General features: G+C 39.1%; 14 protein-coding genes. 7 read left to right on the top strand and 7 right to left on the bottom strand.

What is annotated here, in order from left to right; genetic code table 11:
- Positions 1-2: 2 nt before the first annotated feature.
- Positions 3-284, top strand: coding sequence for a DUF721 domain-containing protein (locus ACQ334_RS12865; RefSeq protein WP_430988631.1), 282 nt, complete (start codon positions 3-5; stop codon positions 282-284).
- A gap of 103 nt (positions 285-387) precedes the next feature.
- On the opposite strand, the gene ACQ334_RS12860 is transcribed toward ACQ334_RS12865, so the two are convergent.
- The gene (locus ACQ334_RS12860) at positions 388-1,275 is read right to left on the bottom strand and encodes a TraB/GumN family protein (RefSeq protein ID WP_430988630.1); all 888 of its coding nucleotides are present in this window, start codon (positions 1,273-1,275) and stop codon (positions 388-390) included.
- Positions 1,276-1,357: 82 nt separating this feature from the next.
- Here ACQ334_RS12860 and ACQ334_RS12855 point away from each other — a divergent pair, with 82 nt between their 5' ends.
- From ACQ334_RS12855 to ACQ334_RS12845, 3 genes are read left to right on the top strand one after another with little or no spacing between them, the layout of a single operon-like run.
- A complete protein-coding gene (locus ACQ334_RS12855; RefSeq protein WP_430988629.1) occupies positions 1,358-3,358 on the top strand; it encodes a DUF3857 domain-containing protein in 2,001 nt (666 codons plus the stop codon).
- A gap of 23 nt (positions 3,359-3,381) precedes the next feature.
- Entirely contained in the window at positions 3,382-5,355 is a 1,974-nt protein-coding gene (locus ACQ334_RS12850; protein ID WP_430988628.1) for a DUF3857 and transglutaminase domain-containing protein, read from the top strand.
- 5 nt (positions 5,356-5,360) lie between these two features.
- Complete coding sequence (locus tag ACQ334_RS12845; RefSeq protein WP_430988627.1) at positions 5,361-7,253, top strand: DUF3857 domain-containing protein; 1,893 nt, start codon at positions 5,361-5,363, stop codon at positions 7,251-7,253.
- A gap of 446 nt (positions 7,254-7,699) precedes the next feature.
- Here the strand turns inward: ACQ334_RS12845 and ACQ334_RS12840 are convergent, their stop codons facing one another.
- From ACQ334_RS12840 to ACQ334_RS12830, 3 genes are all read right to left on the bottom strand, one after another.
- Positions 7,700-8,248 carry an REP-associated tyrosine transposase gene (locus ACQ334_RS12840; RefSeq protein WP_430988626.1) on the bottom strand — a complete coding sequence of 183 codons (549 nt, stop codon included), beginning with the start codon at positions 8,246-8,248 and terminating at the stop codon, positions 7,700-7,702.
- Positions 8,249-8,661: 413 nt separating this feature from the next.
- Positions 8,662-10,500: a UbiD family decarboxylase gene (locus tag ACQ334_RS12835; RefSeq protein WP_430988625.1), complete on the bottom strand. Its 1,839-nt coding sequence runs from the start codon at positions 10,498-10,500 to the stop codon at positions 8,662-8,664.
- A gap of 57 nt (positions 10,501-10,557) precedes the next feature.
- Positions 10,558-11,493: a hypothetical protein gene (locus tag ACQ334_RS12830; RefSeq protein ID WP_430988624.1), complete on the bottom strand. Its 936-nt coding sequence runs from the start codon at positions 11,491-11,493 to the stop codon at positions 10,558-10,560.
- Positions 11,494-11,667: 174 nt separating this feature from the next.
- Here ACQ334_RS12830 and ACQ334_RS12825 point away from each other — a divergent pair, with 174 nt between their 5' ends.
- Genes ACQ334_RS12825 through ACQ334_RS12815 form a run of 3 tightly spaced genes read left to right on the top strand, consistent with a single transcriptional unit; the run spans position 11,668 to position 16,497 of the window.
- Complete coding sequence (locus ACQ334_RS12825) at positions 11,668-13,371, top strand: hypothetical protein (protein ID WP_430988623.1); 1,704 nt, start codon at positions 11,668-11,670, stop codon at positions 13,369-13,371.
- A 34-nt stretch (positions 13,372-13,405) separates the two neighbouring features.
- Positions 13,406-14,161: a hypothetical protein gene (locus ACQ334_RS12820; RefSeq protein WP_430988622.1), complete on the top strand. Its 756-nt coding sequence runs from the start codon at positions 13,406-13,408 to the stop codon at positions 14,159-14,161.
- 26 nt (positions 14,162-14,187) lie between these two features.
- Complete coding sequence (locus ACQ334_RS12815) at positions 14,188-16,497, top strand: hypothetical protein (RefSeq protein ID WP_430988621.1); 2,310 nt, start codon at positions 14,188-14,190, stop codon at positions 16,495-16,497.
- Here ACQ334_RS12815 and ACQ334_RS12810 read toward each other — a convergent pair.
- From ACQ334_RS12810 to ACQ334_RS12800, 3 genes are all read right to left on the bottom strand, one after another.
- Complete coding sequence (locus tag ACQ334_RS12810; RefSeq protein ID WP_430988620.1) at positions 16,494-17,129, bottom strand: hypothetical protein; 636 nt, start codon at positions 17,127-17,129, stop codon at positions 16,494-16,496. The two genes, ACQ334_RS12815 and ACQ334_RS12810, sit on opposite strands and share 4 nt — an antisense overlap.
- A gap of 16 nt (positions 17,130-17,145) precedes the next feature.
- Complete coding sequence (locus ACQ334_RS12805) at positions 17,146-18,147, bottom strand: hypothetical protein (RefSeq protein ID WP_430988619.1); 1,002 nt, start codon at positions 18,145-18,147, stop codon at positions 17,146-17,148.
- A gap of 62 nt (positions 18,148-18,209) precedes the next feature.
- On the bottom strand, positions 18,210-19,061 hold the full coding sequence (locus tag ACQ334_RS12800) for a DUF6089 family protein (RefSeq protein ID WP_430988618.1): 852 nt from the start codon (positions 19,059-19,061) through the stop codon (positions 18,210-18,212).
- Between the last annotated feature and the right edge of the window lie 23 nt (positions 19,062-19,084).

Here is a 19,084-nt window from a genome sequence, read left to right as displayed (position 1 = left end):
TCATGGGAGAAATTTCATTACAGGATGCCATTCAGCAGTTTTTACAGAAGAGCCGTTTAAAAAGCGGTATCCAGGCAGTGCGTATCGAGGAGATATGGGAACAGGTAATGGGAAAAACAATCGCCAAATACACGGATAAGATCCAGATCATCAATCACACTTTATACATCACTTCTGCAGTTGCGCCATTAAAGAACGAACTGTTATACCAGAAAGAAAAAATTATAGAACGTGTTAATGAAGCGCTGGGAGAAAAAGTGGTGAGGGATGTGGTGGTGAAGTAGCAAATAAGTAAATAAAGTATAAAAAGTAATGTGTAAAAAAAGTACACGCTTGCATTTCCTTCCTTATTTACTTTTCCAACCTTATCTACTTTTTTATACTTACTCAATTCTCAACCGGCCTCACCTTATACCCTTCCTTTCGTAACAAACTGATCAGCCCCATATCTCCTACCAGGTGGCCTGCACCAACGGCAATAAATACACTTTCTTTTTTCATGATGGTGTTCAGTTGCGTAACCCAGTTTTTATTTCTTTTATCTAATAAAATATCCTGGTTGTCTTCCATACCAAAATCTTTATTACTTAACAATTCCTGCATTTTTTTTAGTTGCTGGCTTTTATAAGCTTTAACCATTACTTCAAAATATTTTTTGTAAGCCTGCAGGCTGTCGATTGCTTTTAATAATTCCTTTGCCTGGCCTGTATAAGGTATACTATCGAATACCGAAGCCTGGAAAGCCATGGTTTCTAAACCCTGGATCGGTTTCTTATTTTCCTTTGCCAGTAACAACAACTCTTCCTCTACCCCACTCATGGTTTTGCAGGGCAACATCTTTGGATACAGCATCGCTTCTAAAAAAACGGGTTTCATACTTTGAAACATTGCCAGGGGCATCTGCAATGAATCACTGAAAAAGAGTTGCAATTTTTTATACTCTTCTGTACTGTACAAACTTTTTAAAGTGGTGTCACCCTTCATATTCATCAGTTGTAATGCTCCGGTCAATCTCCCCGGATCATCCATATCCAGTTCCATATACACTTCATTTACTGATTTTACTGCCGTTTTCAACTGCGGCCCAAAAGGAATATCATCTTTACATATCAGGTGAAAAGTGCCGAATAAATAACTCGGCTTGCTTAGTTGTTTACCACTTATTTCCCACAGCAGCGTATTATCAGTATTGTTTGTCTTTAATGTAATATTGTTGTTTTGCGCATTACAGGAACCCAGCAAAAACACTGCAATAACCAGCTTTAAAATTTTCATCCGCTTTTATTTAAAATAAAATTACAATAAGATAGTATCAGTTTGTTTAAAAATAATTATTTTACAGGATATAACTGCCATTATGAAACCAACATTGTTACTTTTTACCCTTGTATTATCATGTCTTGTATCCTCTGCCCAAAAAGAAATTCCCGGTTTTGGAAAAATAGATAAAGCAGAACTTGTAATGAAAGATTGCGATTTTGATAAAGCTGCCGAAGCCGTAGTGCTGTTTGATGTGGCTGAAGTCTATTGCGATCTTAACACTACCAATCCCTACAATCCTTTACGTACGCAGCTGGACAGGCATGTAAGGATAAAGATACTGAACCAGAAAGGTAGTGATGCCGCCAATATTCATATCCGTTATTTAAACGGGGCCGGCCTGGAAGATATTAAAGGTATTTCTGCCCAGACCATCAATACCGACGCCGGCGGCAACCCGGTATTTATTAAAGTAGAAAAAGATGCTATCTACCGCAAAAAAATAAACAAAAGATATTCTGAAGTGATCTTTACTTTTCCCGAAGTAAAACCAGGCAGCATCATTGAATATAAATATAAAGACGACGCTACTGATTTCTACGCTTTAAAGAACTGGTATTTTCAAAAATCCATACCGGTGGTATATAGTGAGTACTCTCTCAACTTTCCCCAGGAATTGATTGTATCTGCAACACCAACAGGCATACTGGATGTTACGATGACTGAAAGTTCAAAAGGTTTACACAACATTAAAACCTTTACCATGAACAATGTGCCCGCCTTAAGAGACGAGCCCTATATTAGTTGCGACGAAGATTACCTGCAGCAGGTTACACCTAGAATGATTGCTCTGGATTTTCCCGGAGTGCCACGCCGCAGCCTTATACGATCATGGCCCGGGATAATTAAGGAATTACAGGAAGATGAAGATTTCGGACTACAGCTGAAAAAAAATATCCCCCGTACCACCGACCTTGATGCTTTGCTGGCCCAGGTAAAAGACCCGTATACAAAAATGGTGACCATACACAATTATGTAAGAAAGAATATGCAGTGGAATGAAACCTATGGCATCTGGGCATTAGACGGTGTAAAAGCAGCCTGGAAAGATAAAAAAGGAACTGCAGGTGAGATCAATCTTATCTTGATCAACCTTTTAAAAGATGCTGACCTGAATGCCCAACCGGTTTTGGTGAGTACAAAAGATAACGGCAGGGTTAATACCACCGTGGCAGGATACGATCAGTTTAATAAAGTGATGGCCTATGTAACCATCAACAACAATGTGTATGTACTTGATGCTACTGATAAATATACTCCGGCTAATCTTATTCCTTATGATGTAGCCAATACATATGGCCTTGTAATAGGCAAATCAGGCGAAGGAGGTACAGGGGAATTTCTCAGCCAGGTGCTGGGACAGCAGGATAATGCTTCGCCATTGGGATGGAAAATGTTATGGAATGAAAAACAACTTTTTGATAATACCACTTTTATAAATGCAGTAATAGATGATAAGGGCACTATGAAAGGTGAAGCGGAGATCGTTTCAAAAGATTACAGCCGTTATATACGCCTGGACAAATTAAAAGAAGGAAAAGAGAAATTTACGGAAGCCTGGCTTAACCAGAACAAACAGGATATCAAAATAGATAGCCTTGAATTTGTAAATGAGAATATAGATTCCATACCGCTTAAGCAAACCTTAAAATTTGAAAAAAAGATCAGTTCTTCGGGAGATTACAATTATTTTTCTGCCAATCTTTTTTCAGGCCTCGATAAAAATCCATTTATTGCAGACGAACGTTTTTCGGATATCTTTTTTGGTGCTAATCAAAAATATGTGATCACGGGTAATTTTTTCATTCCTCAAAATTACCAGTTTGAAACCTTACCCAAAAATATTAAAATGATTATGCCCGATACCAGCATTGTATTCTCCAGGTCATCAAATATTTCTGATGGTATGCTGTATGTACAAATCACACTCGAATTCAGAAAGCCATATTATCTAAACCAGGATTACGGGTATTTCCAGGAGTTTTATAAAAAGTTGTTCGATTTTTTAAATGAGCAATTTGTATTTAAAAAGAAATAGTTTATTCTCTTAGTATTGTATTTATGAAAAGAAATTTTATCCTGGTAGCAGTGTTGTTTTTTGTTGTTGCGGCAACGGCGCAAAAAAATCTTCCGGGTATTGGCAAAATTGATAAAGCCGACCTGGAGATGAAGGATTGCGATTTTGATAAAGGCGCCGATGCGCTCACGCTTATTGATTGGGGTAATTTGTACTACGACCGTGGTATCAGTGAAATTTCGTTTATGAATACCATTTATGAAAGAAGAACCAGGATTAAGATATTAAAGGAAAGCGGGTTGACATATGCCAATGCCTCCATACCCTATTACGATAATAATAATGAAGAAAGGATCCTTAAAATAGATGCGTACACCTATAACCTGGACGAAAGCGGAAATATCAAAGTAACTGAAGTAAGTAAAAGTTCTATCTATTCTAAAAGAATCAATAAATTCTACAGCAAAATGATCATTGCTTTTCCCGAAGTTAAGGTAGGCAGTGTAATTGAATTTAAATACAAAATGGAAAGAAGGACCGACCAGAATCTTAAAGACTGGTTTTTCCAGGACAAGATTCCGGTACGGTACAGCGAGTACCAGATCAATATTCCCCAGTTGTACCATTTTTCGGTACAGCCAACGGTAGTGGATAATATTGAAGTAAAGGAAGATGTTAAAGATGACCTGATCAGTACCAGCGAAGGCGTATTGAACACCCAGGTGCTGAAGAAAAATTTTATCATGCGTAACCTGGTTGGCATCCGGAGCGAACCATTTATGGGTTCAGTAAGGGATTACCAGCAACGCCTGGAATTTCAATTATCAGAAATTGAATACAGCAGTACTAATGTTGTAAAATTACGCACCAGCTGGGCTGATGTTATTAAAGACCTGATGAAGGATGGTGATTTTGGGAAACAACTGGAATGGGAATCTGATGCAACTGCCACAATCATCGGCCAGGCAAAACAGCTACCAGATACAGAAAGTAAAATGAAATTCATTTACAATTATGTAAGAAAAAATATCAGCTGGGATGGCGATGAAAGTATCTATTCTTTAAATGGAGTAAGTAACGCATTTTCAACTAAAACAGGAAGTAGCGGAGATATCAACTTATTACTGGTTGGCCTGTTAAATAAAGCTGGTGTAAAAGCAAGCCCCATTTTATTAAGCACCAGGGAAAATGGATTGGTCAATAAGTTTTACCCTTTTATTAAACAGTTTAATACGGTGATGGCTTATGTAAAACTGAACGATAAGTATTTTATACTGGATGGCACCGACAAAGTATCCGGCTGCAAACTGATACCGGAAAGCATAGTAAATACGCAGGGCTTTATTGTAGATGGCGACGATGGAAAATGGATTGAACTGGTAGACCAGAAAAATAAATACAAAGTGATGGCTGCCATTCATGGCGAAATTGATGATGCAGGTGTAATGAAAGGCGATGGCCTGGTAAACTGTAATGGTTATGCAAGAAAGCAACGCTGCGAAGCCTGGCTGAAAAATAAAGAGCAATTTAAAGATGAATATTTTACCAAACCTTATACCGCTTTAAAAATTGACGACCTTGCAGTTAACAATGCCGATGCAGATTCATTGCCCCTGGAGCAAAAAGTAAAATTTACTTCAGTACTTAACAGCTCTGGTAATTATAAATATTTTACGGTCAATCTTTTTTCCGACCTGGATAAAAATCCTTTTCTTGCTGATGAGCGCATGGCCGATATTGATTTTGGGTTTCAGCAGGATTATACGGTATTTGGTAATTACTCCATACCACAGGATTATGTTTTTGATGGTTTACCTGAAAACATTTCCATGATAATGCCCGACACCAGCATTATCTTCACCCGGTCTATGCAGGCAGATGATAATTTGCTGAATGTAAAAATATCGGTGGAGTTTAAACGTAGTTTTTATACTGCAGCCAATTACCCTGAGTTTAAAGAATTTTATAAAAAACTATTTGCCAAACTGAATGAGCAAATTGTAATTAAAAAGAAATAGTCCCCATGAAGTATATTTTATTTTCTCTGGTATTTTTTTGTAATGCGGTAGTAGCGCAACCAGCTTCTTATGATGTAGCCTCCATTCCCGATGCCTTGAAAAAAGATGCCCATACAGTTAAGCGGTTTGAAAATATTTTATTTGAGATCAATAATATTGATAAAGCACACTATAGGGTACAACAGGTAACAACTATATTAGATGCATCTGCAAAAGACGAGCTGGTGTTTAACCAGTTTACCGATAAATTCCGTTCCCTTGAAGATGTGGAGATAAAAGTGTACGACGAATCGGGGAAGCTCACCAATAAATATAAAAAGAAAGACCTTAGCAGCCAGAGCACCGGCTCGGGCCTCGTCCCTGAAGGTAAAGTAAATTATTATGAAGTGCCCGTTAATCAATACCCTATAACAGTAGAGTTTGATTACACCATTGTGTATCATGGTTTGTACAGCTATCCTAATTTTCATATCCAGGGGCCCGAGGAATCTATAGAGCGTTCCTCCTTTACCGTAAGGGTACCTAAAGAAATGGATATCAGGTTTAAGCCCATGAATGCAGTATTGGCACCACAGATTGATGAAACGGATAAGGATACTAAAACCTATAACTGGAATATCAGCGCATTACCTGCAAAAAAATATGAAGCCGGCAGTGGTTATATCGAAAACAGTTATCCCTGGATATTGATAGCGCCCAATAAATTTGAGCTGGATGGTTATCCCGGTGAAATGAATAGCTGGCAAAATATGGGTATCTGGTATAATACCTTGGTAAAAACAGATAATGTGCTGGATGCAAAATATGCTGATGAAATAAAAAAACTGACTGAAAAAGCTGCTACCGATAAAGAAAAAGTAAAACTGATCTATGAATACCTGCAAAAAAATTACCGGTATGTAAGTATACAATTAGGCATTGGTGGTTTTAAACCTTTCTCTGCCGATTTTGTACATAAAAATAAATACGGCGATTGTAAAGCATTAAGCAATTACATGCAGGCCTGCCTTAATGCGGTGAACATCAAAAGTTATTCTGCCTGGATAAAAGGCAGTACCAATCCCAATATCATTGATCCTGATTTTCCTTACGATCCTTTTAACCACCAGATACTTTGCGCCCCTTTAAATGGCGATACCGTGTGGCTGGAATGTACCAGCAATACAGCAGAGTTTGGTGTGCTGGGCAATTTTACTGAAAACCGTTCTGCCCTTTTATTGACTGAAACCGGCGGGCACCTCATCAACACGCCCAAAAGTAAAGCGGCTAATAATTTGTACACCAGCAATACCATTATTGATTTAAAAGATGACGGCTCCGGTACTGCGAAAGTGGAATTACAAACCACCGGTGAGTTTAAAGATGATATAAAGAATTATATTTTTGACCAGAAAAAAGATGACCAGAAAAGATACCTGGTGAATTATATTGAATTTTTACAGCCCGATGATTTTGAAGTGACCTATAATAAAGATGATAAACAGGCGCCGGTGCAATTACAGATGGCCATGGAAAAAGTTCCGGATTTCAGTGCCGGCAATAAACAATTTTTAAATCCCCGTATCTACAAAATATGGCGCTACGCTTTACCCAAAGCAGAAAACCGTACGCAGGATTATTATTTTTCTCACCCTTTTATAAAAACCGATACCACTATTTATATATTACCCGATGGCTTTGGTGTGGAAACATTACCCAAACCCAAAGTACTCAGTTTTGAATATGGTAATTTTAAAACTACGTACCAGTTTGATGAAACTAAAAAACGCATCATTACCACAGCAAGACTGGAACTGGATGAATATAAAATTCCTGCTGCCAAATTTTTAGCCGCAAAAAAATTCTTCAATGATGTGTTGGCAGAGTATGCGGAGAAGGTGGTGATAAAGAAATTGTAAAAGGTTATTTTTTATTAATCACATATGGTCCACAATCCACTCACTGGCGCAAGTGTTCTTCCGTAGGAAGTTCACTTGTGTCTATTAGTCTTAGCGGTTTGCAACCGCGGCACAACCTTGCTTAAAATAAAAAAGCAACTATTTCAATTAGCTCACATTCTTTACTGTCAATACACTCTATGCCAAAGATAATACTATAAGTATTCTATTTTTAATAATCCGTGTTCATTACTATAATAATCAATTGCACTACTGTATTTATAATGCCATGGCTCCCAAACCAACCCACTTCTCACTGGCGCAAGTGTTCTTCCGTAGGAAGTTCACTTGTGCCTATTAGTCTCAGCGGTTTGCAACCGCGGCACAACCTTGCTTAAAATAAAAGAGCAGCTATTTCAATTTACTCACACTCTTTACTGTCAATACACTCTATGCCAAAGATAATACTATAAGTATTCTATTTTTAATAATCCGTGTTCATTACTATAATAATCAATTGCACTACTGTATTTATAATGCCATGGTTCCCAAACCAACCCACTTCTTACTGGGTTCTCATGCAAATAATTTAACCGCTGTTGTATTTTTTCTGTAGTATTTAATTCTATCGGATGATAATCCTGTTTCCAAAATTGATAGTCTTTATTGTTGCTATTTCCTTGTCCGGTATAACTGAATATATTTAACATCCATTCTTTTCTGCTTTCACTGTTATTTTCCTGTATCGCTTTTATTATTTGTTTGCTCGTATATTTTTTCAGGTCTCTGACAATATTTTCAAGCTTATTAGTATTACTGCTAATGATCAGGTGTACATGATTAGTCATTATTACCCAGGCATGTAACACCAATCCTTTTTGTTGCTGGCAATATTGTAAACTTTCAACCATTATTTCTTTATACTGTTCCCTACTGAATACATCAATCCAGCCAACAACTGAAAAGGTTACAAAATGTGGGATTTCATTTTCGCCTACTTTATATTTACCAGACATGCTTTTACTTTAGTAAATAAAGACCGATTATTATTTTACAGCGTTGCAAGTAAGGTCCATATTAAAATCAGGATATAGGGGCAGTAAAAAATTATTCATTATGAGGTTGTCGGCGAAAGGATATAACTTTTGCATGGGATAGTGAATGCCGCGGTTGCAAACCGCTAAGATCAGTAGACACAAGTGAACTGCCTAACGGCAGAACACTTGCGCCAGAGTTTGCGTTGCAAGTAAGGTCCATATTAAAATCAGACTATAGCGACAATAAAAAATTATTCACTATGAGGTTGTCGGCGAAAGGATATAACTTTTGCATAGGATAGTAAATGCCGCGGTTGCAAACCGCTAAGATCAATAGGCACAAGTGAACTGCCTAACGGCAGAACACTTGCGCCAGAGTTTATGAACAACCATCACCCCAGCCCATACAAACTCCCACCCTGCTCAAAAATCCTGTCGATACTTTTTTCAACAGCGGCATCTTTTTCTACCGGTGGGGCATGGTGCGGTTTTATCCTGGCATCAAATACTAGTGGGCCATTGCAGCCCCAATGTTTATTAGCTGTACAACTATCAATGCCATACATATCATGCGATGGATTGCAGCGGGTAAAAGTTACCCATAAAAAATTATTCAGTTTGGCACTTACAAACCCGGCATCATCGCAGACTACAATTATAGGAATGCTGCCTAGTTGATCATTGAACATTGAGCATTGATCATTGAACATTTGCATTTCATTTTGAGCTGTTGCGTAATCACTAAATTTCCGGGTCTGTAAAGCCACCACCCCAGGCATAACGAGTTGTGCATTTTCAAAGCCTTGCAAATTATTCAGGCAGTCGGGTATTGTGGTAGATAATTCTCTTACCCTTTCTCCATAAGCAGCCAGTACCACTTTACTACCACTGTTTAACCCGGTGCCACTATAATCTAAAGTATCAATGGTGGTGTTGGTATAAAAATGAATGTCTCTTTTTAAATTGATGCGTTCTAAAATAAAGCGCAGATAGTTTTCAATATGATGGGTGCTTATTTTATTTTCATCATCTGCAGTAATAAATAAAAATTTAGCCAGGCTTAATTGTCCTGTTCCTAAAATATGATTGGCAATGGTTAAAATTTCAGCCGGTTGTTTGGCAGGTGCATAAGGCGTATACCTTTCGCTGCCGATAGCCAGTAATAAAGGATGCACACCAGCTGCATCCACCGCATGTACTTCTTTCAAACCCGGTATTTCTTCCTGTAAGGCACTGCCGGTCATTTCATGTATCAGTTGCCCAAAGCTGGTATCTTCCTGCGGCGGACGGCCCACCACAGTAAACGGCCAGATGGCATTTTGGCGGGCATATACTTTATGCACCTTCATTAAAGGAAAATCGTGTTGTAAACTATAGTAACCTAAATGATCACCAAATGGCCCTTCGGGTTTAGTTGCACCAGGATATACTTCTCCCGTAATTACAAAATCAGCATCAGTGCTAATGCAAAAATCATCTTTATACGTATAGCGAAACCTGCGGTTGCCTAACACACCAGCAAAAGTCATTTCACTAATGCCTTCGGGCAATGGCATCACTGCTGCAACACTATGACTTGGTGGCCCGCCTGCAAACACACTTACTTTTAAAGGCAGTCCTTTTTTATTGGCCTTGGTTTGATGCACACCAATACCACGGTGCAATTGATAATGCAAACCAATTTCCTTATCCATTGCATAATCATTACCCGAAAGTTGTATGCGGTACATACCGAGGTTGGCATTCATGATACCGGGCTTATCAATATCTTCTGTATATACCTGTGGTAAAGTAACAAAAGCACCACCATCCATTTTCCAATGCTGTACCTGGGGAATGTCTGATATTTTTATTTCCTGGAATAAAACCGGTTTGCTGGCAGGATTCTTTAAAGGCAACGCTTTAAGAGCGGCCAATCCTGCACTGAAATTTTTTATCGGGTGTTTGATCGCCGTTACGGGATCATTTTTTAATTCGATGAGCTGCTGCACAATTTGCAGCGTATCCCTGAAAATAAATTTACTTCTCTCCAGCGTACCAAAAATATTAGATGCCGCACGGAATGTACTTCCTTTTACATTTTCAAATAATAAAGCCGGCCCTCCTGCTTCATGCACCCGTAAATGAATGGCAGCCATTTCAAGATAAGGGTCAACAGTTTCTTTTATGCGGATCAGTTGTCCGTTCTTTTCCAAATCCAGTAAACATTGCTCCAGCGATCGATAACTCATCTGATGTATTTACGCAAAGGTAAAACAGATTTGGAGTAAAATTGTTCTATCCTGTTATTAAGCATTACCAGGCGGTGCCGGATTGCCAGGCTGCGTTGGCGCTGCATTGGGCTGAACAGCGGCCGTATCATTTGGCGGATTATTTTTTACCTGTGGATCACGTATTTTGTTTTCGGTTCTGTATTTAACTTTCGAAGTTATCCAGGCAACAAATATGGGGATCAATATGGCCGTCATGATCCACTTTGTACTGTCATTTTTAAAAAATCCGCCTACCGATTCCCAGAAACTTTCTTTTTCTGCAAAGATCATTACAGGAATATTCTTGGTGGGCAATGTAACCGATTCACCATCTTTTTCAATAATGTTGATAGACAATTTCAACTCCTGCTGGCCGGGAGTTTGTGGTGTAAGCTTCCAGTTCCAGATAGCTTTCTTACGTTTTTCTGTAATGCTTTGCGTGGCAGCCTCTTCCCCACCTATCAGTTCTATATCAAAACCTTTATTAAGGGCACCGCTCATATCAATCAGCCTGGCCCTCATTTTATTTCCTATATCTACAGTAGTGTCATGTTTAAAATCCTGTTTGTTGGCATTAGAGCTTTCCAGTGCTTCATCTTTTATTGTAGCCAGCACCTGGTCTTTCGCAAGAATGAGGGTGGCAATGTACGCCTTCTTTATTTTCATGGTATCATCGGCATGAAAAACCAGCAGGTTTTTATACCTGCGCTTCAACACTTCAATTGGTGCAGGGGCGTTGTCAGTTTGTTTTGTAGTGTTGCTATCAGTACCTGCATTATAATCATTAAAACTTCCGGATTTAGGATCAGCAGTATTTTGTGTGTCATCATCATCCACTACCAGTTTTCCCTTAGGCAATGTGGATTCTGTGATCTCGCCATTACCGGCATTAGTGGTAGTAGTGTCACTGGCATTATTACAACCTGCTGTAATAAAAAGCAGGCATACCATAAAGTGTAAGTAAGGTTTCATGTTTCCAGGTTTTACGTTGTAGGTGTATTTAATCAGGGATCAGGTGTAGTAATCCTCAGTAAAGTTGTGTATTAATGCTTAAACCCGGCATACTCAATATTATGTATTTTATATGCTGCAGCTTCATTTTATATTCACCAATAATTACTTTACTAATAACCTAAACTTCTTTCAATGAAAAAATTCCTACCGGTGATCCTGGTTGTGGCAGGTTTACTCATGGCATTTAACAAACCCATAATGGGGCTTATTTCCCCGGCCGATCTCACTATCACCATAGCTCCCCCACCCGCTGTAATGCCGTCCATTTATAAAGTGTATGAAAACAGCGATGCACTAAATGGTAAATACAGCCTCTTTCAAATGGTCATCACCAATAACAGTGATATTGCCGCTAAAAATGTGGAGGTTTCGTACAGTGTTACCAATTATATAGAAAATACTGTAGCCGAAAAAATTCCTTTGATACAACCCGGGCAAACCGTAGTGGTGAATTGCTATCCGCATTTTCCGGAGAAGATTGTGGAGAAGATGACAGGATCAAAAGAAACCGTGAAGACGACAGTAAAGGGTAGTAATATAAAAACACAGGACAACGATTTCTCTATTGCCATCAGGGGAAGAAATGAATTCATGTACACCTTTTTACCCAGCGACCAGATAAGGACCTCTACAGAATATTTCGACAATATGCCTTTGCTGAGTTGCCTGGTTACGCCGGAAGACCCTATTATAAAATACCTGACGCAACAGATACAGGAAAAAGTTTTAAAAGGCGAAACGGCTTCTGTTACCAATAAAGAAGATGAAGGCGTAAGGGTTTTACAAGGCATTTATTTAGCTACCGTTAAAGCCCACATGGTGTACAGTGGCACCAGTGGTGTACCTGATAAGATAAGTGATGTGAGTTCTATTGTACAAAATATTCGTCTGCCCCGTGAAGTTATTACCGGTAAAACGGGTTTGTGTATTGAACTTTCTTTACTGTATGCAAGTATTTTAGTAAATGCTGGTATGGATCCGGTGGTTTACCTGATTCCCGGCCACGCCTACCCCGGCTTTAGAATGAACGGCCGTTACTATGCTTTGGAGAGTACAGCTATAGGTGGCGAAGGTATCGGAGGTATCAGCTCGCCGCAACAGGCATATGAAAGTGGCATGAAGGAATTAGAAAGAGACTGGCCCAAATTTACAGGCGGAGAAGATGGCTATAATGTGGTAGATATAAGAACGGCTATTAAAGAAGGCGCCGTAGCCATGGAATTAAAAGATGATAATTTTTTACGCCAGAAAATTGATGAGATAGCGAGGATGTTTGGTGATGAGTCTAACCAGATACGCAACAATGTACAAACCAACCAGGGTGTTGGAGGCGGCGGAGGTAATGATGGTGGCGGAGGTAACGACGATAACGGCGGCAATGGCGGAGGTGGAGGAAACGGCGGTGGAGGAAATGTACCCAGCGGCTACAACTTATTTGAAGGTGTGGTTACATTCGCCTATCCTTCTTCCTGGAAAATGATCTCTACCAAAGGGTATATGCCGCAATGCAAATACATTATTTCTAACGGATCGCAAACTGCCAACGTGCAGGTGTATAGCTTTCCCGGGTATAACAGGCCCGAGCAGGCGTTACAGGCCATCAATCAATCGATGGCGCAATACGGTTATGGTTTGCAATACCAGGTAACCGGGCAGGCAAAGGGCTATACTTTTTTCAGCGGACAAACAGGCACCAATAACCAGGTTACACTTAACTGGGTAGCCGCATTTAAAGCAAATGGAAATGGCGTATCAGGAATTGCAGCAGGTGCTAATGCTAATACCGGCACTACACACCAGCAAACATTACTCAAAATTCTTAATACTATTCAGTAACCGTTTTTTAAGAACCATCATTAAACTTACTATCATGACATTTTTAAGTATAAAACGCTACATAATTGTATTTACTGCCATTTGCCTGTCGGCGAATGCAATAGCACAAGACAAAGGTTATAAAGAAACTTTAGAAATGACGGCTGATGAAAAAGGAGATATCACTGTTACATCTTCCATTAAATACAATGCACAAACCTGGGATATTGCCAAACAAAGACATGCCACAGATAAATCTGTTTTAAGAAACAGGATCATCAGGCAGTTTCCAAAATATAAACTCACCGAGTTTGATATTTCCAATGATGAAATGGAAACTACCAGTAAGATAAAATTTAAAATTCTCGGTTCATTAAAAGCAGATGCTAACGGCAAATGGATGGCAGAACTGGATTCTAAAAATCCTAACATCACTAAAATAAGCGACAACCAGTTTTTATTGGTGGATGAAGGCAGTGCACAAACATCAAAAATTATTTTACCAACATCTGCAACAGGAGCTAAAATAGAAACCGATGCTTTTGGCAAAGCCATATTAACTTACACCGCACCCGTAAGCGGTGGTGGCATGGGTAATATTATTAAATACCTTGGTTTTCTGGTAGCCGCCGGCGGTATATTCCTTTTCTTTAAAAACCGTGGCAACCTGAATACTATTTTTGTAAAGAATGCTGATCCTAAAAAAATTAAGTATCCCGAAACTAAACATATAAACGATGCTGTTGTAATAAATACAGCCGCAAAAGAACCTGTAAAATCAACCAATAATATAGATTCCTCTCATGAGTAACCAGTAAAAATTTTAAACCTGAAATTATGATTACCCGTGATAAAAGTAAAAAAGTACTACGGTACAAGGATCTTTTTGTTGGTGATTTCTGGCGGTATTTTGTAAGGGCAGCATGGCTTTTTTTTCCGGCTATAATTTTCATTGTCTTTACTTACATGGCCTTCTGGATGCTGAACCAGGGAAAAGACCTGATGATCATTACACTGGAAAACAGGAAAGTATTCGGACTGTTTTTACTGGCACTTATTTTCTGGGTGGTTACCACATGGTATTCCTCCCGGCTGGTGGCAAAGGCAAAAGAGTTGCAGGATAGCGATGAACATCCCATGTGGCAACTCTTGCGCATACAAGGGCCAAGAATATTGGCTTTCAGTTGTATCTCCATCATCATACTGGCTTTTTTTCAACTTCCCTATCCGGATACACCGCAGCTTTCCCGCAAAGTTTGCTACCTGCTGCTGTTCTTAAGTTTCAGTTGGTATTTTTTAATATACCAATTCTGGAACAGAGCATTGGCAAAACCCAACCTGGCAAAAAAAGATCAGTTGCGTTATTGGCACAGGGTAAGATTTATTAACTACGGTTTGTTAGCTGTATTTACGTTGTTGGTTATTTTAAACCGATGGGTCTGGGGCCTTATCATTCTCTTATTATTTTACCAGGTAGGTTTTATTGTATTTGTTTTAATAAGAAGAAATATCATTGATGCCAAAGGGCATTATTCTTCCGGCGATAAAGACAAATACCAATTCACCAATAAAGAAGTGAGTGTATGGAAAAAATTGTGGCGGCTGGTTACTGATAATGAAGATAAACGATATTTCCAGGCATTTGCAACTATCGGCATTGTAGCCACAGCTGTATATATTACTACCGTGTTATCTGTACAGTTCTCTACCTGGATGGGAAGTTTTCCTTTTATTTTTCTTGCTTTTGGTGTATTGCTGGGTATTGGCAATATTATCACCATTATATCCATCATCATCCGTTTTAATTTTCACCTGGTGTTGTTAACCTTATCATTTATCATTGGTTATTTTGTAGAGCCGCATTATACACGATTGGTAAAAAATGAAACCGGTATCACATTCAACAACAGGCAAAACTTAAAAGAATATTTTTATCAATGGGTAAATAATCCCACCAGGCAGCAAATGCTTAACGACAGCAGCGTAAAAAAGATCCCCATATTTTTTGTAATGGCCAATGGCGGTGCTTCACGTTCGGGTTACTGGACGGCATCTGCATTATCTAAAATGGAAGATGAAACAAAAGGGGAATTTTCTAAACATTTATTTTGCATGAGTGGTGCATCGGGCGGCAGTGTGGGCAATGCCACTTTTTTTTCGGTATTGCGCAGTAAAGAAAGTTTACAAAAATTAAATCCTGCAGCCAATGCCTGCTGGCAGGCTTCTTCAGGTTATTTAAAATCAGATTTTTTAACGTATACGCTTGCACGTACTTTGGGCCCCGATGTGTTCAGGAACCTGGTAACGCTCTACAATGTTAATGACCGGGCCTCTGCACTTTCGCTTTCGATAGAAAAAGCTGCCGGAGAAAAGAATTTTTTATACGATAGCCTGGCAGTTCCAATGTCTGCCATTATCACTCAAAAAAATATTACTTATGATCTGCCCATCATCTGCATCAACACTACCAGGATGCAGGACGGTAACCCGGCAGTGATCAGCAATATTAAAATTTCAGATTCTGTTTTTGGCGGCCGCATAGATGTATTGGGCATGTTGAAAAAAGATGAGGATATGAAACTGAGTACCGGTGTTGTATTGGGTGCCAGCTTCCCCTATTTAAGCCCGGCTGGCAGAATTGATTATAAAAAATGTGATACCTGCGCCACCGAACCCAACTACTTTGTGGATGGTGGTTATTTCGATAATTCCGGTGCCGGTGTTGTTTTTGAAATGATCGTCAACCTGCAAAAGATCATTGCAGCTGATACTACTATTAAGAATAAAAATAAACTGGAGTTTGAGATCATACATGTGACCAACGAAAATTTCGACGATGTTCCACTTAAAGCAGTTAACCCATTAATGAATGACCTGGCAGCACCATTTAAAACTTTATTGGGAGCCTATGACATGCAGACATCAGTAAATGATCTGCGGTTAAAAAACTACCTCACAAATTTATATAATGATAACCTGCATTACAACCGGATCTCACTCTACATAAAAAATGATCCCATGAGCTATGCGATGAACTGGGTGATTTCGAAATATGTACTGGATGCTATTGATAAAAGATTAGAAACACACCCCGGAATTTCAGCCATGATAAAACGGCTTAACGAGCTAAAATCAAAAGGGCATTAGTTAGTTGCCGCTGCTTTTATTGCATCTGCAGAAGCACCCCTGGGAGTAAGAGGTTTGATGAATCCTTTGCTGAGCCCTAATGCTAATAAATTGGTAAGCCTGCCAATGCATAAGGTGGCTTTATTTAATTTTTCGGTAACGGTTTGCAGGTGGCCAACATTCTTTGCCAGTTCTGCAGTAATGCCTGCAAGCTCATCTGTCTTAAGGCGCAGGTTGGCAAGAATGGATGCATCCAATGCTCTTGTCAATTCATTTTGCAGGATATTAATATTGAAAATGGCTTTTGATTTTTTGTTGCGCTCTGCTACGGTTAATTCCGCAGGCGATGTGGCCGTCATTTCATTTTTTGCATCATCCAGTAATGCAATAGCGGTGTAAGTAGAATCAATTTGCATCAGGATCATTTTCTGCCGTTCGGCTTTTTCTGTTTCCTCATTCGATTTGGGCAGATTATTAAACGAACCAACATCTTCCGGTTTCAGATGATTGTTATTATCGGTATAAGTGATGCTGTCATCTGCATTCTTTGCTGTTTGTTCCCCACTGTTATTATTACAGGACTGAAGTACCAAAACAGATACAGCAAATATTTGAACCGGCCTGTATAAACGTTTAAAAAAATCCTGCATCATGGTAGTTGATTTTATTTTAGTAGGTTATTTTAAACAAACGTTCTCTTGCTTCTGAAAATTTGGCAACAGTATCCAGCAAAGCCAGGTAATCAGCTTCTAATTGTATTATTTCTGCAGGCACCTCCTTGCCGGGTTTATCAGCACTGATATAATTATCCAGCACACCGTAGGAATTGCGTAAACTCAAAATACAAATATGTAATTGATTCACCAGGGTACTCAGTTCCCGTAACTGTACCTGCCAGTTTAAATAAATGGGCAAATACCATTTGTAATAATTGTAAGGATTATTGCCTTGTTTGGTCTCGTATGCCTTTACGTTATTCAGAAAGTCTTTATAATTTTCATTTACAAACTGGGGTAATGCTTCCAGCTCTTTTTGAATTTTTGGAATATCGGTATTTAAAAAATCATCGCAGATACCTTCAAATGGTTTGCGTGCAGTACTCACTGCATTTTTTAAATATTTCTTTTGCAGCGATTTTATTTTTGCAGAACCCAGCTCATTAATAATATTGGCTGCAATGCTACCTACTGATGGCGGTATTCTAGTAGACTGGGGAATACGTTTTGCACAAGCTGCATTGTAAGTGGTCACCAACCCATCAAACGAAGATTGCCATTGTTTTTTATTTTTTGTAAAATCTTTCAGGTAAGATTCGCTGATGAGGCAATGCACCAGGTCGGCATATTTACCTACAATGCGATAGGCGTAAGCAAAGGAATCCACCATGTCTAAAAACTTCAGTTTATCACTAAGGTCTGCCTGCAGCGCATCAATACTTTCTTTGGCAGATTCGTTGGTGGCCACCACGCCGCTTAATTGCAGCGTTTGCGTTTGCGAACGCAACTGGTACACCCTGTTGTAAACATCTGGCGGAACAACAGAAATACCTTTAGTAACAATGGTGTATTTTTCAACAGCAGTTAACTGCGAAGTTTTTAAACCAATACAGGATAACAAAAGACATGCAACAAAACTGTACATGCAGGTTTTGATCAGGGAAGTGTAAGGCATGTACCAAATGTATCATTTCGATACATGGCTGCATATACTTAAAATGTAGTAGAGAAACAGGATCAGTAAATATTAGTCGGACAGCCTGTTTTTGATCTGCCCCCAGATCTGCTGCTGCCACCGGCGCTGTTACCGTGCAACCTGAAACTTACATTGAAGCCTGAAAAATAATACCAGTCTTTATTTTTTGAACCGCCACGTTGTGTACCATCAGCCGGGTAGCCCAGGCCTGTTTTTAATTCATCTCCACGATAAGCCAGGTCTACTGCTTTCTGGCCACGGTTAGCCAATAATATATTCTGGTCAACATAAGTGGTACTCACATCATCAATATAATCGGTATTGGTTTTACGCAAGCCAATTTCAAAGCCCACACGTATATTGTCGCTGATAGAAAGTTTTACACCACCACCAAAAGGAATGGAGAACTGGTGTAGTTTATATACTTTTCTACCTTGATAAAAACCTTGTCCTTCGGTGCTTAATGGTTGTAAATACGTTTTATTGCCGGTGGAATCTTTTGTAGATGGTTTAAAACTAAAATAGCTGATACCGGCAAAAAGATAAGGCGATAATGAATGTTCGTAAGGGTTGAGTAAATTATATTCCAGCCCCAGGTGAATATCTGTAATGGGAGAAGAAAAACTCAGGTTACGCAGAGAGTTTTTAGAGTTGTTTTTATCATCACCGCTCACTTTTCCAAAAGTAACATTTGCCCTTGCTGCAAACCTGTCCGATATCTCATACAAGCCTCCTGCACCAAATGCAGGATGTGCCTGGTCGAGTGTAAACCTTTTATCCTGGAGGTCGCCCTGGTAATTACTAAACCCACCAAACAATGTAAGATGTATTTTTTGCGCCTCTGCATTAATGGCCGCAAATAACAGCACTATAAATAAGATCCTTTTCTGCATATAAAAAAATGAGGGTAAACGTT

Source organism: Ferruginibacter sp. SUN106, from assembly GCF_050611765.1.
GTDB lineage: Bacteria > Bacteroidota > Bacteroidia > Chitinophagales > Chitinophagaceae > Ferruginibacter.
This window is presented reverse-complemented; position numbering and strand designations above follow the sequence as displayed.

Bases quoted from the DNA above. Each gene is read 5' to 3' on its own strand.
- ACQ334_RS12865 (WP_430988631.1), top strand. From the start codon at position 3: ATGGGAGAAATTTCATTACAGGATGCCATTCAGCAGTTTTTACAGAAG.
- ACQ334_RS12860 (WP_430988630.1), bottom strand. From the start codon at position 1,275: ATGAAAATTTTAAAGCTGGTTATTGCAGTGTTTTTGCTGGGTTCCTGT.
- ACQ334_RS12855 (WP_430988629.1), top strand. From the start codon at position 1,358: ATGAAACCAACATTGTTACTTTTTACCCTTGTATTATCATGTCTTGTA.
- ACQ334_RS12850 (WP_430988628.1), top strand. From the start codon at position 3,382: ATGAAAAGAAATTTTATCCTGGTAGCAGTGTTGTTTTTTGTTGTTGCG.
- ACQ334_RS12845 (WP_430988627.1), top strand. From the start codon at position 5,361: ATGAAGTATATTTTATTTTCTCTGGTATTTTTTTGTAATGCGGTAGTA.
- ACQ334_RS12840 (WP_430988626.1), bottom strand. From the start codon at position 8,248: ATGTCTGGTAAATATAAAGTAGGCGAAAATGAAATCCCACATTTTGTA.
- ACQ334_RS12835 (WP_430988625.1), bottom strand. From the start codon at position 10,500: ATGAGTTATCGATCGCTGGAGCAATGTTTACTGGATTTGGAAAAGAAC.
- ACQ334_RS12830 (WP_430988624.1), bottom strand. From the start codon at position 11,493: ATGAAACCTTACTTACACTTTATGGTATGCCTGCTTTTTATTACAGCA.
- ACQ334_RS12825 (WP_430988623.1), top strand. From the start codon at position 11,668: ATGAAAAAATTCCTACCGGTGATCCTGGTTGTGGCAGGTTTACTCATG.
- ACQ334_RS12820 (WP_430988622.1), top strand. From the start codon at position 13,406: ATGACATTTTTAAGTATAAAACGCTACATAATTGTATTTACTGCCATT.
- ACQ334_RS12815 (WP_430988621.1), top strand. From the start codon at position 14,188: ATGATTACCCGTGATAAAAGTAAAAAAGTACTACGGTACAAGGATCTT.
- ACQ334_RS12810 (WP_430988620.1), bottom strand. From the start codon at position 17,129: ATGATGCAGGATTTTTTTAAACGTTTATACAGGCCGGTTCAAATATTT.
- ACQ334_RS12805 (WP_430988619.1), bottom strand. From the start codon at position 18,147: ATGCCTTACACTTCCCTGATCAAAACCTGCATGTACAGTTTTGTTGCA.
- ACQ334_RS12800 (WP_430988618.1), bottom strand. From the start codon at position 19,061: ATGCAGAAAAGGATCTTATTTATAGTGCTGTTATTTGCGGCCATTAAT.